General features: G+C 61.9%; 15 protein-coding genes. 10 read left to right on the plus strand and 5 right to left on the minus strand.

The window, feature by feature from the left end:
• The first annotated feature begins 91 nt into the window (after positions 1-91).
• Together betC and ATB98_RS02830 are read left to right on the plus strand one after the other, a co-directional pair.
• Positions 92-1,651: a choline-sulfatase gene (betC, locus tag ATB98_RS02825; RefSeq protein ID WP_084435248.1), complete on the plus strand. Its 1,560-nt coding sequence runs from the start codon at positions 92-94 to the stop codon at positions 1,649-1,651.
• Positions 1,652-1,718: 67 nt separating this feature from the next.
• A complete protein-coding gene (locus ATB98_RS02830) occupies positions 1,719-2,753 on the plus strand; it encodes a proline racemase family protein (protein WP_066868726.1) in 1,035 nt (344 codons plus the stop codon).
• A 62-nt stretch (positions 2,754-2,815) separates the two neighbouring features.
• On the opposite strand, the gene ATB98_RS02835 is transcribed toward ATB98_RS02830, so the two are convergent.
• The gene (locus ATB98_RS02835) at positions 2,816-3,448 is read right to left on the minus strand and encodes a TetR family transcriptional regulator (RefSeq protein ID WP_234781853.1); all 633 of its coding nucleotides are present in this window, start codon (positions 3,446-3,448) and stop codon (positions 2,816-2,818) included.
• A gap of 329 nt (positions 3,449-3,777) precedes the next feature.
• Between ATB98_RS02835 and ATB98_RS02840 the strand changes: the two genes are divergently transcribed.
• From ATB98_RS02840 to ATB98_RS02850, 3 genes are read left to right on the plus strand one after another with little or no spacing between them, the layout of a single operon-like run.
• Positions 3,778-5,850: a hydantoinase/oxoprolinase family protein gene (locus ATB98_RS02840; RefSeq protein ID WP_066868730.1), complete on the plus strand. Its 2,073-nt coding sequence runs from the start codon at positions 3,778-3,780 to the stop codon at positions 5,848-5,850.
• A gap of 34 nt (positions 5,851-5,884) precedes the next feature.
• Positions 5,885-7,615: a hydantoinase B/oxoprolinase family protein gene (locus tag ATB98_RS02845; protein ID WP_066868732.1), complete on the plus strand. Its 1,731-nt coding sequence runs from the start codon at positions 5,885-5,887 to the stop codon at positions 7,613-7,615.
• Positions 7,615-8,454 (plus strand): sugar phosphate isomerase/epimerase family protein, encoded by an 840-nt coding sequence (locus ATB98_RS02850; protein WP_066868734.1) that lies wholly within the window; start codon positions 7,615-7,617, stop codon positions 8,452-8,454. Before ATB98_RS02845 ends, ATB98_RS02850 begins: the two co-directional genes overlap by 1 nt.
• A 34-nt stretch (positions 8,455-8,488) precedes the next feature.
• Here ATB98_RS02850 and ATB98_RS02855 read toward each other — a convergent pair whose 3' ends face one another.
• Positions 8,489-9,790, minus strand: a complete 1,302-nt coding sequence (locus ATB98_RS02855) for an NAD(P)/FAD-dependent oxidoreductase (RefSeq protein ID WP_084435256.1) — start codon at positions 9,788-9,790, stop codon at positions 8,489-8,491.
• 19 nt (positions 9,791-9,809) lie between these two features.
• Complete coding sequence (locus ATB98_RS02860) at positions 9,810-10,007, minus strand: tautomerase family protein (RefSeq protein ID WP_066868738.1); 198 nt, start codon at positions 10,005-10,007, stop codon at positions 9,810-9,812.
• Positions 10,008-10,146: 139 nt separating this feature from the next.
• Here ATB98_RS02860 and ATB98_RS02865 point away from each other — a divergent pair, with 139 nt between their 5' ends.
• Entirely contained in the window at positions 10,147-10,938 is a 792-nt protein-coding gene (locus tag ATB98_RS02865; RefSeq protein WP_066868740.1) for a shikimate dehydrogenase family protein, read from the plus strand.
• A 3-nt stretch (positions 10,939-10,941) separates the two neighbouring features.
• On the opposite strand, the gene ATB98_RS02870 is transcribed toward ATB98_RS02865, so the two are convergent.
• Positions 10,942-11,685, minus strand: a complete 744-nt coding sequence (locus tag ATB98_RS02870; RefSeq protein WP_066868742.1) for a GntR family transcriptional regulator — start codon at positions 11,683-11,685, stop codon at positions 10,942-10,944.
• A gap of 477 nt (positions 11,686-12,162) precedes the next feature.
• The gene (locus ATB98_RS02875) at positions 12,163-12,891 is read right to left on the minus strand and encodes a FadR/GntR family transcriptional regulator (RefSeq protein WP_066868744.1); all 729 of its coding nucleotides are present in this window, start codon (positions 12,889-12,891) and stop codon (positions 12,163-12,165) included.
• A 269-nt stretch (positions 12,892-13,160) separates the two neighbouring features.
• Between ATB98_RS02875 and ATB98_RS02880 the strand changes: the two genes are divergently transcribed.
• From ATB98_RS02880 to ATB98_RS02895, 4 genes are all read left to right on the plus strand, one after another.
• A complete protein-coding gene (locus tag ATB98_RS02880) occupies positions 13,161-13,910 on the plus strand; it encodes an SDR family NAD(P)-dependent oxidoreductase (protein ID WP_066868746.1) in 750 nt (249 codons plus the stop codon).
• Entirely contained in the window at positions 13,903-14,649 is a 747-nt protein-coding gene (locus ATB98_RS02885) for an SDR family oxidoreductase (RefSeq protein ID WP_066868748.1), read from the plus strand. Before ATB98_RS02880 ends, ATB98_RS02885 begins: the two co-directional genes overlap by 8 nt.
• 103 nt (positions 14,650-14,752) lie before the next feature.
• Positions 14,753-16,429, plus strand: a complete 1,677-nt coding sequence (locus ATB98_RS02890) for a thiamine pyrophosphate-dependent enzyme (RefSeq protein ID WP_066868750.1) — start codon at positions 14,753-14,755, stop codon at positions 16,427-16,429.
• A complete protein-coding gene (locus ATB98_RS02895) occupies positions 16,426-18,504 on the plus strand; it encodes a hydantoinase/oxoprolinase family protein (RefSeq protein ID WP_066868752.1) in 2,079 nt (692 codons plus the stop codon). The genes ATB98_RS02890 and ATB98_RS02895 overlap by 4 nt, the downstream gene beginning before the upstream one ends.
• The last annotated feature ends 3 nt before the right edge of the window (positions 18,505-18,507 follow it).

Raw genomic sequence — 18,507 nt, forward strand, 5'->3', positions numbered from 1 at the left:
ATCCTGCCGAAATCCGCCAAAAAATCGCACCAACCGCGATGGCTTGCGGTAACGCAACACGATTTTCAGCAGCCTGCTAGGAGGCGCGGACGTGCAATCGATCTCCGAAAAGCCGAATATTCTGCTCGTCATGGCCGACCAGATGACCGCGATTGCCCTGTCCATTTATGGCAATCGGGTATGCAGGACGCCCAATATCGACCGACTGGCCGGGCAGGGTTCGGTATTCGACAATGCCTATTGCAACTATCCGCTCTGCGCCCCGTCCCGGTTTGCCCTGATGACCGGCCGTCTGCCGTCGCGGATCGGCGCGTTCGACAACGCCTCCGAATTTCCCGCCTCCGTGCCGACGCTTGCGCACTATCTGCGCGATGCGGGTTACTATACTTGCATATCGGGCAAGATGCATTTCGTCGGGCCCGACCAGCATCATGGCTATGAAGATCGTCTGACAACGGAAATCTATCCGGCCGACTTCAGCTGGGTTCCGCCGAAGACCTATGACGAACTGGAGGCGGAAGAACTCAAGGCCACAGGCGCGGTCCCCTTTGGCGTCTCCAGCGTCGAAACGATCGCCGATGCCGGGCCGCTCGCGCGCTCGCAGCAGATCGACTATGATGACGAGGTCGCCCGCCGTGCGATCCAGCATATCTATGACTGGCGACGCTACGGCGATGGGCGGCCGCTGTTCATGACCGTGTCCTTCACCCAGCCGCACGATCCCTATGTGATCACGCGCGACTACTGGGATCTCTATACGGACGAAGCGATCGATGCGCCACGGACACCAGCGATCCCGCTGGAGGCAATGGATCCGCACAGCCGTTCGCTCTATTTCCACTACAGCCTCGACAAGTTCGAGGTCACTGATGCGATCTACCGCCGGGCTCGGCGCGGCTATTACGGCATGATCAGCTACATTGATCGCAAGCTCGGCGAACTCAGGCAAACGCTGGAAGACGCCGGCATTGCCGACAATACGGTGATCATCTTCACCTCCGACCACGGCGACATGATCGGTGAGCGCGGCCTGTGGTTCAAGAAGAACCTCTTCGACCCGGCAATCCGCGTGCCGCTGGTGCTCTATGATCCGCGGCGGCAGGGCCGCAAGCGCATCGCCGCGCCGGTTTCTCTGGTCGATGTCCTGCCGACATTGGTCGAGCTCGCCACCGGTTCGCTGGATGCGATCGTCACCGATCACGAGGGCGGCAGCCTTTTATCCCTGATGAGCGAGGACAGGCCGGACCGGACGGTCTATGCCGAACATCTCGATGGTGGCACCAATGCGCCCCGCGTGATGCTCCGGCGCGGCCCACATAAACTCGTCGTCTCCGAAGCCTATCCGCTGCAGCTTTACGACCTCGCGCGCGATCCGGGGGAGACGCGCAATCTGGCCGACGAGACTGAATGGCGGGAAACGGTGGAGGCGCTACTGGCCGGGGTGCGAAAAACCTGGGATCTGGCGGGTCTGAAGCAGGACGTGATGCGCAGTCAACGCGTCCGCCAATTCGTCAATCGTGCCATGCAGAAGGGCAAGCTGCGCGACTGGGAGCACTATCCCGACCCAATCCGCGAGCACACCAAATTCGTCCGCACGGGCGAACGCTTCCCCGAGGTCGAGAGACGATCCTATCTGCCCTACGGCGATTGAGAACGGACCGCCTGAAGGACACTAAATTAGAACAGTCGGGCCCGCGTGCCCGCAAATGAGAGGCCATATGATATTCGACCGTAAGCTTGAGATTCTCCAGGTTCATTGCGAGGGAGAAATCGGTAACGTTCTCGTCGCCGGCGCACCGGAAATTCCGGGGGCAACCGCATTGGACAAGATGAACTACATCAACAATGTCGACGACAGCCTGCGCCGTTTCGTAACCTTCGAGCCGCGCGCCAATGTCGCCATGACCGTCAATCTGTTGCTGGAGCCAACCCGCCCTGATGCGGATGCCGGCTTCATCGTGCTGCAGGCCGATCGCGCCCACGCAATGTCGGGTTCGAACTGCATCTGCGTCGTCACCGCGCTGCTCGAAAGCGGCCGCGTCCCTATGGTCGAGCCGGAAACGATTGTTCGTCTCGATATGCCGGCAGGACTGGTCACGGCGCGGGCGCGTTGCGCAAACGGCCGCTGCCTGTCGGTCAGCATCGACAATGTCCCGGCCTTTGCGGAAGTTCTCGACCAGGAGGTCGAGACACCCCGCTGGGGCCGGATCAAGGCCGACATCTGCTTCGGCGGCGTCTATTATGGTCTGGTTGACGTCGAGCAGGTTGGATTGAGCATCGAGCCGCACAATGCCCGCGCGCTTGCCGAGACCGGCATTGAGTTGAAGGCTCTGCTGGGGGAGCAGGTCAAGGTTCAGCATCCGACGTTGTCGGGCGTCGACGAGATCGCCTATGTGATGTTCCGTTCTCAGGAGCCGGATGGCGCGGTCCGAACCTGCACGACGCTGAAACCTGGCCGCGTCGACCGCTCGCCCTGCGGCACCGGCAGCTCGGCCAATCTTGCAAGCCTTCACGCGCGTGGTCTGATTGCGGTCGGAGACACGAAAGTCTCTCGCTCGATCATCGGCGGGGAATTCCATGTCCAGGCACTGGAGGAAACCGAAGTGGGCGGCCGCAAGGCGGTCATTCCACGCATCACCGGCCAAGGCTTCGTCTATGGCAAGCAGGAATTGCGGCTAGTCGACCACGATCCCTTCACCAAGGGTTTTGCGCTGTCGGACACCTGGGGACCCCAGGTGCATCTTCTGGACTGATTGGCTCCCAAGGCAGCACTCGTCCCATGCCCTCGGGCATGGGATTTTTCGGTGCTCCAGCTCTATGCCCCCGGCTTGCGGAGATAGCCGATCGTCATCTCGACGGCCATCCGTCTCTGGGTTGCGACCGCGTCCGACTTTGCGAGGTCCTTCTCCAGGACGATGCCCAGCGTGTGCATGTTCGAAAAATAGAAATAGCCGAGCGCCGAGATCGAGATGTAAAGGTGCTTGAGGTCAATATCGGGCCGGAACAGCCCTTGCTCCTGACCGCTGCGGACGACCTTCTCCATCTTTTCCAGCAGCGGCGTATAGAGCAGCTTTACCGAAAGCGTCTCTTTCAGGAAGCGGGCGTTGAGCACGTTCTCATGGGTCAGCATCCGCACGATACGGGGGTTGTTGGCGAAGGTGTCGAATGTGCGCTCGACCAGTTGCTCTATGCAGACGAGCGGGTCGGGATCATCGAGATCGATCTCGTGCTGGGAGGCGCGCAGCTTCTCATAGGTCCTCGCCAGGCTCGCGGTATAGAGGTCTTCCTTGCTGTTGAAATACTTGTAGATCAGGCTCTTGTTGGTCCCGGACTGTTCGGCGATGGCATCGATGCGCGCCCCGTCGAGGCCCCGTTCGGTGAATTCCTCGATCGCAAATTCAATGATGCGGCTCTTGGTCTGCTCGGGATTGCGGATGCGTTTCTTCACTGCCGCCTCTTGGTCTGTCACGCGATGCCCGCCCGGTGGGCTCTGGCTATCCCTAGCAAAGATCTGCTGGATCGCAAGTCCGCAAGTGTAAGGGCTCGCGGCAGGCGGGGCCCCTTTCGCAAGTTGCTGTAATCAAAAGAAAAAATGAGCGGTCGCGCAAGATTTCGGTTGACCGGAAGCCTCCTGTTCGTTAGCAACGTCACTATTAAACTAATTAGTTCTATAACGGGAACGAGGCAGCCGGTCAACGCCTGATGCGCAGCCGGCCGGCTTTCCCGGCAGAACCGCATCTTCGATCTTTCAGAAGCGCTGACGCGCAGGAGGCAGCAATGAACAGTGCACGCATCGGCGTGGATATCGGCGGAACGTTCACCGATCTGGTTCTCTTCGGCGATGGCGGTGAGACGTTCTTCACCAAGGTGCCTTCGACGCCGGCCAAGCCCGAGGAAGCGGTGTTGACCGGCATCCGCCAGATCACCGAGACCGCGGGCGTTTCGGTTTCCAAGGTAGCGGAAGTGGTGCATGGCACGACCGTCGGCTCGAACACGCTGCTGCAGAAGGTCGGTGCGAAAACCGGCCTAATCACCACCAAGGGCTTCCGCGATGTGCTGGAAATCGGACGCGTCCGGACGCCGACTATGTTCGATCTGAGCTGGGAAAAGGCCGTGCCTTTGATCGGCCGCCGTTACCGCATGGAAGTGGACGAGCGCTCGACCGCCGATGGTCGCATCCTTAAGGGGGTGAACGAGCAGGAAGTGATCGAGATCGGCCGCTTTTTCGAGGCCGAGGGCGTCGAGTCCGTCGCGGTGTGCTTCATCAATTCCTACCGCAATCCCGAGAACGAAAACCGGGTGCTGGAGATCATGCGCGCGCATTTTCCCGACATGTGGGTGACGGCGTCGGTCTCGGTGCTGCCCGAAATCCGCGAATATGAGCGAACCTCGACCACCGCGGTGAACGCCTATGTGCTGCCGTCACTGCGCGCCTATTTCCAACGTCTCGAAAACGGCCTTCGCGAAATCGGCGTCTCCGCGCCGCTCCTGATCAGCAACTCCAACGGCGGGCTTTCTAGCGCCCGCATGGCTCAGGAAAAGCCTGTCTTCTTCATCTCGTCCGGGCGTTCCGCCGGCGTGGTCGGCGCCGGCCGGCTGGGCGAGGTGGCGGGCGAGAAGGATCTCGTCGTCTTCGATATGGGCGGCACGACGGCCTCCGCCTCGTTGATCCACAAGGGCGAGCTGTCGCGCGCCAACGAATATGAATTCCGCGCCGGCATTTCCACGCCGAGCCGCTTCATCAAGGCGGGCGGCTACCTGATGCGTGTTCCCACGGTCGACGTGGCCGAGGTCGGCAGTGGGGCCGGCTCCATCGCCCGCATCGACGAAGGTGGCCTGCTGCATGTCGGCCCGCTTTCGGCTGGCGCCGATCCGGGTCCGGTATGCTACGGCATCGGTGGCAATTCGCCGACCGTCACCGACGCCAATGTGGTGCTCGGCTTCCTGCCGGCGGCGCTGGCCGGCGGCAGCATGAAGCTCGACGTCGACGGCGCCCGCGCCGCCATCGGGCGCGACCTCGCCGACCCGCTGAAGCTATCGATCGAAGATGCCGCCTTTGGCATCCGCGAAGTGGTCAACATCAACATGGCCCGCACCATCAAGGCGGTGACGGTTGAGCGCGGCGTCGATCCGCGCGACTTCGCCATCCTTGCCTTCGGCGGCTCAGGCCCGGTGCATGCCTGCGATCTCGCCCGCACGCTCGGCATCTCCCGCGTCATCTTCCCGCGCTCGCCGGGCGTCTTCACCGCAACGGGGATGCTGGCGGCCAAGGTCGAGCGCTACTTCCTGCGTAGCCTCCACGGCAGGCTCGACCAGTTGCCGGTCGCCGAGGTCAACGCGCTCCTCAAGGAGATGCGCGCCGAGGCTTACGCTTCGCTGGCGGAAGAGGGCTATACGGACGACCAGATCGAGTGCAGCTTCGAGGCGGACCTGCGTTTCAAGGGCCAGGATTTCGAGATTCCGATCGCGCTTCCCGATACGGTGACCGAAAATGACCGCGCGAGCCTACGTGCGGCGTTCCGTGAGGCCTACAAGGCGATCTACGGTTATGCCTCCGACGACAGCGTCGAGATCGTCAACATCCGGCTCAATGCCGGCGGCAACAGCGGCAATCTCCTGGCATTCACGGCGCATGAGCCAGAGAACGGCCCGGCTGACGTGACGACCCGCAAGGTCTATTTCTCACGCAAGGACGGCTGGATCGACACGCCGATCCATCAACGCGCCACGTTCCGCGGTGGTGCGGTCGGACCGCTGATCATCCAGAGCCCCGACACCACGATCGTTGTTCCGCCGGGTGCCAAGGCAGACCTCGATGCCTTCGGCAACGTCGTCGCCACGCTTGCCTGACACCCGTTGGCTTAATCCATCCAAGGAGCTTCCCATGGCCCAGAAGACAAATGATCCCATCACCTTTGCCGTCATCAAGAACGCGCTCGACACCATCGTCGACGACATGGCCTTTGCCGTCATGCGGACCGCGCGATCGCCGATCGTCCGCGACGTGCTCGATTACTCGGTGACGCTTTGCGACAAGCACGGCCGTATTCTTTCCCAGGCAAAAACCGTTGCCCTCCATCTCGGCGCCGTGCCGGACGCCATGGCCGTGATCATGGAGCGCTACGCCGATGATCTCGCCGAGGGCGATGTCATCATCTTCAACGATCCCTATGAAGGCGGCATGCACCTGCCGGACATTTTTATGATCCGGCCTATCTTCCACAGCGACAGCAGCCTGCGCGGCTTCTCGGTGGTGATCGCCCACCATTGCGATGTCGGTGGCCGCGTGCCCGGCTCCAATGCGGCCGATTCCACCGAGATCTATCAGGAAGGCCTGCGCATCGCCCCGATGAAGCTTTACAGCAAGGGCGTGCTCAACGACACGCTGATGCGGATCATCGAAAAGAACGTGCGGCTGCCGGAACTGGTCTTCGGCGACCTCGAAGCCCAGTTCGCCACCTGCAATCTCGGCGAGCGCGAGCTCCTGCGCCTGATCGAGCGCTATGGCGCCGATGAACTCGACAGCTATTTCGACGACCTGATCGACTATGGCGAACAACTCACACGTGCGGCGATCCGCTCCTGGCCGGATGGCGAATACAGCTTCGAGGATTTCATCGACGGTGACGGCTTCTCGACCGATGCCATTCCGATCCGCGTCAAGCTGACGGTAAAGGGCGATCACCTCGACGTCGATTTCGCCGGATCGTCGCCTCAGGTGAAGGGCGCGATCAATTCGACGCTTTCCTTCGTCAAGTCGGCGACCTATCTGTCGGTGCGCTGCGCGCTCGATGCCGAAGTTCCGAACAACGCCGGCGTCTACCGTTGCATAACCATTACCGCGCCGGAAGGATCGATCCTCAATCCGCAGATGCCGGCCGCTGTCGCAGCCCGCGCTCTGACCGGCTATCGCGTGGTCGATACCGTGCTCGGCGCTTTGTCGCAGATCGCACCGAAGAAGGTCATGGCGGCAGGCGAGGGCGGCAATACGGTTCTCGCCTTCGGCGGTTGGGACAAGGAGACGCGCGAACCCTTCGTGCTCGTCGACATGATCAACGGCGCCTGGGGTGGACGCTGGAACAAGGATGGCGTCGAGGGTGTCACCAATCCCTCGCAGAACATGTCCAATCTGCCGGTCGAGACGCTTGAAGTCCGCTATCCGATGATGATGGACGAATATAGCCTGCGGCCCGATTCCTGCGGCGCCGGCGAATTTCGCGGTGGCCTCGGCCTCATTCGCCAATATCGCCTGCTCGCCGAGGAAGCGGTGCTGCAAATCCGCGCCGACCGACACGATCACGCGCCTTTCGGACTGTTCGGCGGGAAGCCGGCGGCCAAATGCGTCAATATCCTCGATCCGGACGGCGAGAACATCGTGCTGCCCGCCAAGATCACCCGCACCATCGGCAAGAATGTCGTGGTCCGCCATGAACAGGCGGGTGGCGGTGGCTACGGCGATCCGCTGAAGCGCCCGCTCGAGCTCATTCGCGACGATCTCACCAATGGCAAGATCAGCCCGGCCTATGCCGAGGCACACCACGGCATCGTCTTCACTGCAGACGGCTCGTCGATCGATGAGGTGAAGACCGCCGCCCGTCGCCAGGCAGCAGCATGATGTCCGGCTACGATCTCTCGCGGTTCGCGATCAACCAGATCACCACGCCCAAATGGTCGATGCCGCAAGCCATTGAGGGCTATGTCTCCCAGGGCATTCCCGGCATTGCGGTCTGGCGCAATTTCCTCGATGACCATGGGGTCGAGGCGACCGCCCGGCATTTGCGGGACGCCGGAATGTGGGTCGCGTCTCTTTGCACCAGTGCCTGGGTGAACGAAACTGATCCGGCGCGGCTGCGCGCCGCGATCGATACCAACAAGCGCATACTGGATCAGGCTGCGGCGATTGGAGCACCCTGCGTTGTCATGGTGGTCGGCGGCCTGCCAGCGGGCAGCAAGGACCTCGGCGCCCAGCGAGCCCGCATCCACGATGCATTGGTCGAGCTCGCGCCCTATGCCCGCTCTGTCGGGGTCAAGCTCGGGTTGGAGCCGCTGCACCCGATGTATTGCGGCGACCGCAGCGCGATGAACCTCATCACGGAATGCAATGACACGATCGACGCGTTGGGAGATGAGGCGACCAGCCTCGTCGCTGACGTCTATCATTGCTGGTGGGATCCTGCATTCGAGCGGGAATTGCGACGGGCAGGGCCGAAGCGGATCCAGACCTTCCACTATTGCGATTGGCTGGTACCAACCCGGAACCTGCGTGACCGCGGCATGGTCGGCGATGGCGTCATCGACCTGCCGCGCATTCGCGGCTGGCTGGACGATATCGGCTATGACGGCCCGTTCGAACTGGAGCTGTTCTCCGAGATCGACTGGTGGGAGCGCGATCCGGCAGAGACGGTGCGTATCGCCATCGAGCGTTGCGGTCCTCTGGTCGCGCCGCGCAAGTAGCGGCCACTTGCCTCCGACGACGGCGGCAGCGCGATCAGTAGGGAGGGTATCGAATGAGATCGTTACCCTCTTCCGGCTTCGTAACATTCGACTTCCACGAGAACCGTGTTGCCCGGTATGGAGCGAGGTTCAAGGTCGGCCTGCGACCTGCGACGAGATCGGCAACCAATCTTCCGGTCGTGGCTCCGAGTGTCATGCCGACTTGGCCATGCCCGAATGCCATGACGACATTATCGTGATTGGGCGCTTTATCGATGACCGGCATGGTATCGGGCAAGAAGGGGCGGGGTCCCATCCACTGCTTGCCGCCGGAAGTGTCTAACCCAGGAAGAACGAATTTCGCCTTCTCGGCAATGATATTCGCGCGCTCGAAGTTGGGCTTTGGATCAAGCCCGGCGACCTCGATCGTGCCGCCGATGCGCAATCCGGTTTCCATGGGCGTGAGCACGAAGCCGCCATTGGCATAGAGCACCGCGTGATTGACTGTCACATTCGGGTTGGGCAGTTGATGATGGTAGCCTTGCAGGGCCGCGAGCGGCACCCGCACGCCGATATCCCGTGCAAGCTTGCCGCTCCAGGCACCGGCAGCCAGCACGATCCGCTTTATGCCGATCTGCTCGCCGCCCTCGAGGGCGATGGCGGTGGCCTTGCCGCCCTTGACGACAAGATTGCGCACGGAACCGGTTCTGAGCGTACCGCCGCGCGAAAGGAAGAATTCGGCCAGTTTGTTGCGCACGATCCCGGGATCGGAAAACTGCAGCCACTGTTCAAGCAGCAGGCCGCAGGTGATCGGTCCGGACAGCGATGGTTCGACCGCCTTGAGGTCCTTGGTGTCGAGGAACCTCTGGCGAAAGCCGTTGCTGGTCCTGAGATTCCAGGTAAAGCTGTCGCCGTCGATGTCGGCCTTCGAATTGAACGCCATGATATTTGGCTTGTTGACCAGCTTGTCGGACAGGCCGGCGGCATCGAGCAATACGCGATAGTCCTGCTCGGCGCGCGACAGGAGAGGGGTCATGCCCTCGACGATCTCCAGCACCTTGCTCCGCCGGCCTGCCCATAGGAAGCGCAGCAGCCAGGGCATCTGGCTGATCATGTGCTGGGGCCGCACGAAGAGCGGGCTCTTGGGATCGGAAAGCCACTTCGGAATCTTCGGCAGGATGCCCGGTTTGGAAATCGGGACGATTTCGCCGACTGCCAGCAATCCGCAGTTGCCATAGCTCGCGGCCTGGGTCTCGAGGCCGCGATCGATCAGTTCGACGTTGAAGCCTTCTTCCTGGAGGGCAATTGCCGAGCATACGCCGACAATGCCGCCGCCGATAACTGTGACGTCACTCACCGACAGGTTTGCCATTTGCTTACTTTGCTCGGGTCTTGGCGTCGATCATGGTGCCGTTCTTGGCCCAGTTGCTTCTCTCATATTCGTTGAAGACGATCTGCACGTCATCTTCGGTGCATTTGGCGATCCGCGCGAGTTCCCTCGTGAAGACTTCCGCGATCTCCGTCTTCTGTTCGTAGGTGCGGCCTGACAGCATGTCGACGCGTACAACCGGCATGGAAACTTCCCTTCGTCATCCTCTTGAGATATCGTGGCGAATATTGCATATCTAATGTCGACATTCCATAGACAATGTGCAAAAAATGTTGCCAGCGGACCCGGTCCTGGAGCCGCAGCGAATTTGAAAAGGCGCGTCGATGATGATTTCCGGCACCACGAAGATTTTCTACATGCTTGCGCATCCGATCGCCCATGTTCGCACGCCCGAGGTCATCAACCCCGTGTTTGCTGCGCGCGGCATCGACGCCGTCATGGTGCCTGTGCATTTCAGCCCCGAAGACTTTGCCATGGGCTGGGAGGCGCTGAAAAGGACGCGCAATCTGGGCGGCATCGTCGTCAGTGTTCCCCATAAGGAGCAGGCCTGCGCGTTATCGGATGAAGTGGATCGGGCCGCCGAGGAGCTTGGCGCGGCCAATGTCATCCGGCGTGATCCCGACGGTCGAATGATAGCCACCAACATGGATGGCCTCGGCTTCCTGCGCGGCATGTTGAATGGGGGGCGTGACGCGGAGGGGCGCGACGTTCTGCTCGTCGGCGCCGGCGGCGCAGGCAAGGCGATCGCATTCGGATTGGCGAAGAGCGGCAGCAAGTCGATCCGGATCAGCGATGCCGATCCGGAGCGTGCGGAAGTGCTCGCCGCCGATGTAAAGAACCGCTACCCGGACCAGGCCGTCACCGCCGGGAGCCCAAACCTCGATGGCATCGACATGCTCGTCAACGCGACGCCCTGCGGGCTTCACCCGGAAACAGATCCGCTGCCGGTCGACGTCGCCGAATTGCGGCCGGACATACTCGTCGCCGACATTATCATGAAGCCGCGCGAGACGCCGCTTCTGCAAGCGGCAACCGCGCGGGGGTGCGAGGTTCGCTACGGTGCGGGAATGCTCGATTCGCAGATCGAACTGATGGTGTCCTACTTCGGATACTGACGATCACTTCGCATAGTTGAGCGTCAGCTTGGCGGTGAGATTCCGGTTCAGGAACTCCATGAAACGGCCCCTGAACTGTACGGCGTGCAGATGGGCTTCACGCTCGGCCCGATCGGCATCCCGCTTTTCGATCGCGTCGATCATGGCGCGATGCGAACTGGCCAACTCGTCCAGCGACAGATTTGGGTCCAGTGACTGGTACTGGAAATGAAAGAACAACAGTCTTCGGCCCTCCTGCAGCAGCCGACGATAGGAGTCGGCGAAGTAGGCGTTGCGACAGGCGCTGGCGATTGCCATGTGGAACTCGAAATTCTTTTCGATCATGCCGATGGAATCGCCGGAGGTCATCGCATTGACGGCTTCACGCTCGTACTGCTCCTCCGCCGCGCGGATCCTGGCGAGGTCGTCGGGCGTGCGGTGAAGCGCCGCGAACCGGGTGACGACGCGTTGCATCAGGTCCAGCGCGTCGAGGAATTCCGGCATCTTGTCGAACTCCATGGGAGCAACGATGATGCTGCGGTTCGGAAGAATCTGCACCAGACCCTCGCCGGAGAGCCGCACAAGCGCCTCGCGGATGGGCGAGCGCGAAAGTTTGAACCGCTGGCTGAGGCTGACCTCGTCGAGCGATGTGCCAGGCGGTATCAGAACGCGGAGAATGTCGTCACGGAGCTTCTTGTAGACGCGTGCGCTGCCGGTTTCCTTATTGCCGCTCACATTGCCGACCTTGAGCGCATTTTGCAAAGTCATATTCCGAACGTCGCTCTAATTGTAAGGGGTTAGCGGATGCTCATCGAATCCTGAAGTTCCAATGAGCCGTCGCCATTCTGCCTGTTGTATGAACAAATGTCGACAGGAAATGGCACGCCTAATCAAGAGTCTGGCGGCCACAGGGACGCAGTCGTCCGGGTTCACCGGACCGGCGCGCTGCGTCAGATTGCCGAACCTGGCGGGACAAGACATCACCGGCTTGAAAGCTGGGCGCGCTCAGTCAGATATTGTCAACCGCGTCGTGATTATCCCGGCCGAGCCAGGGAAGACGGGATTATGATTCGCGCATCGTCTCCGTCGCCCAAAGAGGATGTCTTCGACTCCGCCAATAGCCCCTGAACGATAGCGCGAACTGATGTTGCAACGCCTTTGATTTGCGGCATATCGATGTCAGGCTACTTCAATTGCCATACAGCCCTTACGTCCCTTTCCCACTGGAGCGGGAGGAGGAACTCGTCACTCGGCGGTCTCAATCTGAGGCTCGTCGAGCATCGCACGATATCTGTTGAGGCTCTCTTCGAGATGTGCGGCCAACGCGCTCTTGGCTGATTTTACATCGCCTTGGGTGATGGCCGCGAGGATCGCGGCATGTTCCTTGTTGATCTTTTTCAGATAGGTTTGATAGGTCCGCGCCGATTGACGGTGTTTCATGACGAGGTCAAAGCTGATCTCGCTGAAGACGGCCTGGAGAAACTGCGGAAAATGAGGATTGCGGGTTGCCCGGGCGATCGCCAGGTGGAATTCGAAATCCGCCCGCGCCTCGACCTCGGCGTCATCGCTTTGAAGATTGTCGAGATAATCGAATGCGCGCGCGATATCGGCGAGCGCTTCGGGGGTGCGGCGTGCCGCGGCAAGCGCCACGGATTGCATTTCGACGCCAAGGCGAAGCTCGAGAATTTCCATCGCGGAACGGATGTCTTCGATCCGGCTGATCTCGAAATTGAGCGCCTTGGAGTCGCGTTCCGTCACGTAGACGCCGTCACCCTGACGGGAAATGACCCGACCGGCAACCCTCAGCGACGTCAGCGCCTCGCGAATGACGGTTCGGCTGACGCCGAATTCTTCGCACAGCTGCGCGCTCGACGGAATCTTTTCTCCGGGCGGGTAGACACCGGAGTCGATACGGCCGGTAAGCTGGGCGACGACAATCTCGGCCAGATTGCCCCGTTGCGTGATGACTGACAACAAATTCTCCCGTTGTACATATGATTTACCACATATCACATATCATTCTACATTGCCATTGGGAGCGATTTTCACCGGTAATATCGCCCATGAAGCCATACTCGATCAACCGATTGAGAGAACCGGGAGCGGGCCGGTTCGCGTACTCCGTCGACTTTCAGGCGCGGAATCAAGCTTGCCTCCAAAAAGCCACTTGTCGCCGAAAAAATTTGGCATATAAGTGATAACATACAAATTAAATGACGCAACCGTGTGGCGCGAGGCGAGACATGCAGCAGCAGACCGTTATTATCGTTGGCGGGGCCTCGGGGCTGGGTCTGACGACAGCCAGGCTGATGGTGGAGCGTGGGGCGGCCAAGATCGGCCTGATCGACCGCAACGAAGAGCTCCTGGCGAGTTCCTCCGACGCGCTTCGGGCGCTCGGCGCCGAGGTAGCGACATCAGTGGCGGACATTTCGCGGGCCGAAACGGCGCATCGCGGCTTTGATGAGATTGTAAGCAAGCTTGGCCGGGTCCACGCGCTGGTCAACAGTGCGGCCATCTACCCGCGCAGGCCGATCCTCGAAATCACCGACGAGGAATGGGATCTCGAGAATGCAATCAACGTGAAGGGCACTTACCATATGATGGTGGCGGCCGTTCGGCATATGCGCAGCTTTGCGAACCCGCCCGAAGTCGCCGGCCGTATCGTCAATATCACCTCGGTCGATGCGTTCAAGGCGCATCCCCAGAACGCCCATTACGCAGCCACCAAGGCCGCGGTTGTCAGCCTCACCAAATCTTTCGCGCAGGAATGCGCGGCCGACGGTATTCTGGTGAACTCCGTTGCGCCGGCGGGCTTTGCCACCGATCGCGCAAAGGAGCTGGGCTTCCTGCCCGAGCTTGCCAAGGCAAGTGCCCTCGGTCGCGCCGCAGAGCCGGTCGAGATGGCCGAATGGATCGTCATGATGGCCAGCAGCCGCAATACCTATGCGACAGGCGAGAACGTGGTGATCAGCGGAGGTTACATCTATGTCTGACGGCACGGCTTACAGAACGGCCGTCGTCACAGGGGCGACGAGCGGCATCGGCCGGGCGACCGTGCTCAGGCTCCGGCAGATGGGCCTTGACGTTTACGCGGTTGGACGGAATGCAGCCGCCCTTGAAGATCTGGCGTCGTCGTCCGGGGCGAAGACGGTGCAGGCGGATGTTCGGGATACAGCCGCGCTGGCCGCGCGTTTTGCGGATGTCGAGATCGACATCCTCGTAAACAACGCCGGGATCCTGTCGACCCGCGCCCTGTTCCACGAGATCGATCCCGCCGAAATCGATGCCATGATCGATGTCAACCTCAAGGCACCCATGCATCTCACCCGCGTTGTCCTTCCGGGCATGGTCACCCGCAAGAAGGGACACCTGATCTTCATCGGCTCCACCGGCGGCCAGGCGCCCTATCCCTCCATGAGTGCCTATGGTGCTTCGAAGGCCGGGCTCAGCCTGTTTTGCGACAATCTGCGCTGCGATCTCCTCGGCACGTCGGTCCGGGTGACGGAGGTCGTGCCCGGTCGCGTCCAGACCGATCTATACCGCACGGCTATCGCCGACAATCAGGCGCAGGCCGTCCTTTACGACGGCTACAGGGCCATCCAGCCCGAGCATATCGCCACCGTCATCGCAAATGCCATCGAGCTGCCGGTCTATGTCGACGTCGCCCGGGTCGAGGTCCTGCCGACCGACCAAGCCGCGGGCGGCGGCCAGATGGTGAGGTTCGCGCAATAGATCGCCGCTGTCGTCATGATCCGGCCAAGGCCGGACGGCATGGCTCCGCCCTGCTTGCCGGGCGTCACATGCCAATGGACCCTAATGGAACAGGAAAACCAGTATGAAGCGGAATGGCGGAAAGCTCATTGTCGAGTGCCTGCTCGGGCTGGGCGCGACGAAGAGCTTCGGCGTGCCGGGGGAGAGTTATCTCGCCGTGCTCGACGCATTGCATGACACGGTCGGCCGGCTTGACTACGTCTTGTGCCGCAACGAGGGTGGCGCGGCGTTCATGGCCGCCGCCTACGGCAAGCTGACGGGCCAGCCGGGCATCTGCTTCGTGACGCGCGGACCGGGGGCCACAAATGCGTCGATCGGCGTGCATACCGCCATGCAGGACTCCGCGCCCATGCTGCTCTTCGTCGGGCAGGTCGGCCGCGACATGCGGGGCCGCGAAGCCTTTCAGGAGGTCGATTATCGCGCGGCTTTCGGCACCGTTGCAAAATGGGCCGTCGAGATCGATGACGCCGATCGGATCCCGGAGATCCTTTCCCGGGCCTGGACGATGGCGGTCACGGGGCGCCCCGGGCCTGTGGTCATCGCCCTGCCGGAAGATATGCTCACCTCATTGACAGATGCCGAGCCGCTGGCAGGCCCGCTCGACATATCGGAGCCAGCGCCATCCCCGGCCGCCATGGCGCGTCTTCACGACATGCTCGGCGGCGCCCAGCGCCCCGTCATCCTCTATGGCGGTTGCAACTGGAAGCCCGAGGCGATGGCGCGCGTGCAGCAATTCGCCGAGGCGTCGGATATCCCCGTGGTCGCTGTCTTCCGCTACCAGGATCAGTATGACAATCATTCGCCGACCTTCTGCGGCGAAGCCGGTGTCGGCATGGTCGAATCCGTCAGGACCATGCTCAAGGACGCCGATGTCATTCTCGCAATCAACAATCGGTTCGGCGAAAACTCCACGGACGGCTACACGCTCTTCGACGTGCCGAGCCCGAAGCAGGCGATCATTCACGTCCACGGCTCGGACCTCGAGATCGGCAAGGTCTATCGCCCGGCATTCGGCATTCAGGCCGGGCCGAATGCCTTTGCGGAGGCCTTGCGCGTTCTGGCACCGGTCAAGGGACCATGGTCGGAATGGCGCAAGCGTGGTCGCGATGCCTATTTGCAGGGCTTCGAATTGGGCGACCTGCTGTCCCCCGTCGACATGGGCAAGGTCACGGCGCTGCTCAACGACATTCTGCCCGACGACGTCATCCTCACGAACGGCGCCGGCAACTTCACCGTCTGGCCGAACAAGTTCTTCAGGTTCGGTCCGAAGGCGCGCCTCTTGGCGCCGCAGTCCGGCGCCATGGGCTATGGTGTCCCCGCGGCGATTGCCGCCAGGGTGGCATATCCCGACCGCACGGTCGTCTGCTTCGCCGGCGACGGTGATTTTCAGATGAACTGCCAGGAGCTCGCGACCGCGCTGCAGGCCGGCGCGCAGCCGATCATCCTGCTCCTGAACAACGGCATCTATGGCACCATCCGCGCACATCAGGAACGCCACTATCCGGAGCGTGTCTCCGGCACGACCATGGTCAATCCCGATTTCGTGGCGCTCGCGAAAGCCTATGGCTTCCATGCCGAGCGTGTCGCGACGACCGCTGACTTCGCTGCAGCCTTCGAGCGTGCCCGTGCCTCGAAGACCGGCGCCCTCCTCGATCTCGAGATTTCTCCGGAAGCACTGACACCGCGCCGCACGCTGAGCCAAATGCGTCAGGCCGCTCTCGCCGCAAAGGAACCCGAATGACGTCGCGTCACCAAATCCGTCTCGGCGCCGATATCGGCGGCACCTTCACCGATATCGCGCTCGATGTCGGGGGAACGCTTTATTCGACCAAGGTGCTGACAAACTATGCGGCGCCAGAGCAGGCCATTCTCGACGGCATCGAGATCGTCGTCAGGGACGCCGGCATTGCACCTGGCGATATCGACATCGTCATCCATGGCACGACGCTCGCGACCAATGCGCTGATCGAGCGCCGCGGTGCCCGGACGGCACTGGTCACCACGGAAGGCTTCCGGGACGTGCTCGAAATGCGGACGGAGAACCGCTTCGAACAGTACGACCTCAGCCTCGTGCTGCCCAAGCCGCTGATCCCCCGAGAAGACCGTTTCACCGTCAAGGGGCGCATGGACGCACAGGGGTGCGAACTCCAGCCGCTCGACGAGGCAGCGCTCGAAGCGATCGCCGAGACCATCGCGACAGGCAGCTTCGGCGCCATCGCGATCGGCTTCATTCACTCCTACATGAACCCCGCGCATGAAAAGCGGGCGCGGGAAATCCTGTCGCGCAAGCTCAGTATTCCGATTTCGATCTCCTCGGAAGTGTCGCCGCAGATGCGGGAGTTCGAGCGCTTCAACACGGTCTGCGCCAATGCCTATGTGCGGCCGCAGATGGCTGATTATCTTTCCCGCCTGCAGGTGCGCCTCAAGGAGATGGGCGCACAATGCCCGGTCTTCATGATCCATTCCGGCGGCGGCCTCATTTCGGTGGAGACCGCGGCCGAATTCCCGGTGCGATTGGTCGAGTCAGGTCCCGCGGGTGGCGCGATCTTCGCAGCCGACATCGCCCGCCGCTTCGACCTCAACCGTGTCGTGTCCTACGACATGGGCGGCACCACGGCGAAAGTTTGCCTCATCGAAAATTTCGAGCCGCAGACCGCGCGAACCTTCGAGGTTGCCCGCACCTACCGTTTCTGCAAGGGGTCGGGCATGCCGATCTCCATTCCCGTCATCGAGATGATCGAGATCGGCGCCGGCGGCGGATCGATCGCCTGGGTGGATGCCATGGGCCGGATCCAGGCAGGCCCGGAATCGGCGGCCTCCGAGCCAGGCCCGGCCTGCTACCAGCGCGGCGGCGCGCGCCCTGCCATCACCGACGCCGACCTGGTGCTCGGCAAGCTCGATGCGGACAATTTCGCCGGCGGCAAGATCAAGCTTTCGGTCGACAATGCCAGGGCCGCGATCGCGCGTGATGTCGGCGGCAAGCTCAGCCTCGAGCCACAGGCGGCAGCCTTCGGCATCGTCGAGGTCGTCGACGAGAACATGGCCAACGCCGCGCGCGTACACGCCGTCGAGCATGGCAAGAACATTTCCGACAATACGATGATCGCGTTTGGCGGCGCTGCCCCGCTGCATGCGGCGCGGCTCTGCGAAAAGCTTGGCGTCGATCGCTGCCTCATCCCACGGGGCGCCGGCGTCGGCTCGGCGATCGGCTTCCTCAAGGCGCCGTTCGGCTATGAGGCGCTCACCTCCAAGATCATGCGCCTGTCGAAATTCGACGCGGCATCGATCAACACGATGCTCGACCAGTTGAAGGCAACCGCCGAGGGCTTCGTGCGCGCCGGTACTGACGGCGCGATTACCCGTGAAGTGACCGCCTTCATGCGCTATGCCGGCCAGGGCTGGGAAATCCCGGTGCCGATGCCAGACCGCGCCTTTGTCGACGCCGACAAGACCGCGATCGAAAAAGCCTTCAAGGAGCGGTACGCGCAATTCTTCGGCCGTGCGGTCGAGGGTCCGGAAGTGGAATTCGTCACCTGGTCCGTCAAGACGCAGGACATTCGTCCCGAAGGCGAGAAGGTCGCCCTCGATGCCGGCGGTCAACCCGCGTCCGGCCATGCCATGCGCATGGTCTTCGACCCGGCATCCGGCAAAGAGCTGGAAACGGCGATCGTGCCGCGCGATACGCTCCCAGCCGGTGCCCGGATCGCCGGACCCGCCGTCATCGTCGAGAGGGAGACCTCGACCGTCGTCACTTCGCCATTCGATGCCGTGATCCAGGCGGATGGCACTATCCTGCTCGTGCGGAAAGGGCTCTGATCC

The organism is Sinorhizobium saheli (assembly GCF_001651875.1).
GTDB classification, from domain to species: Bacteria; Pseudomonadota; Alphaproteobacteria; order Rhizobiales; family Rhizobiaceae; genus Sinorhizobium; species Sinorhizobium saheli.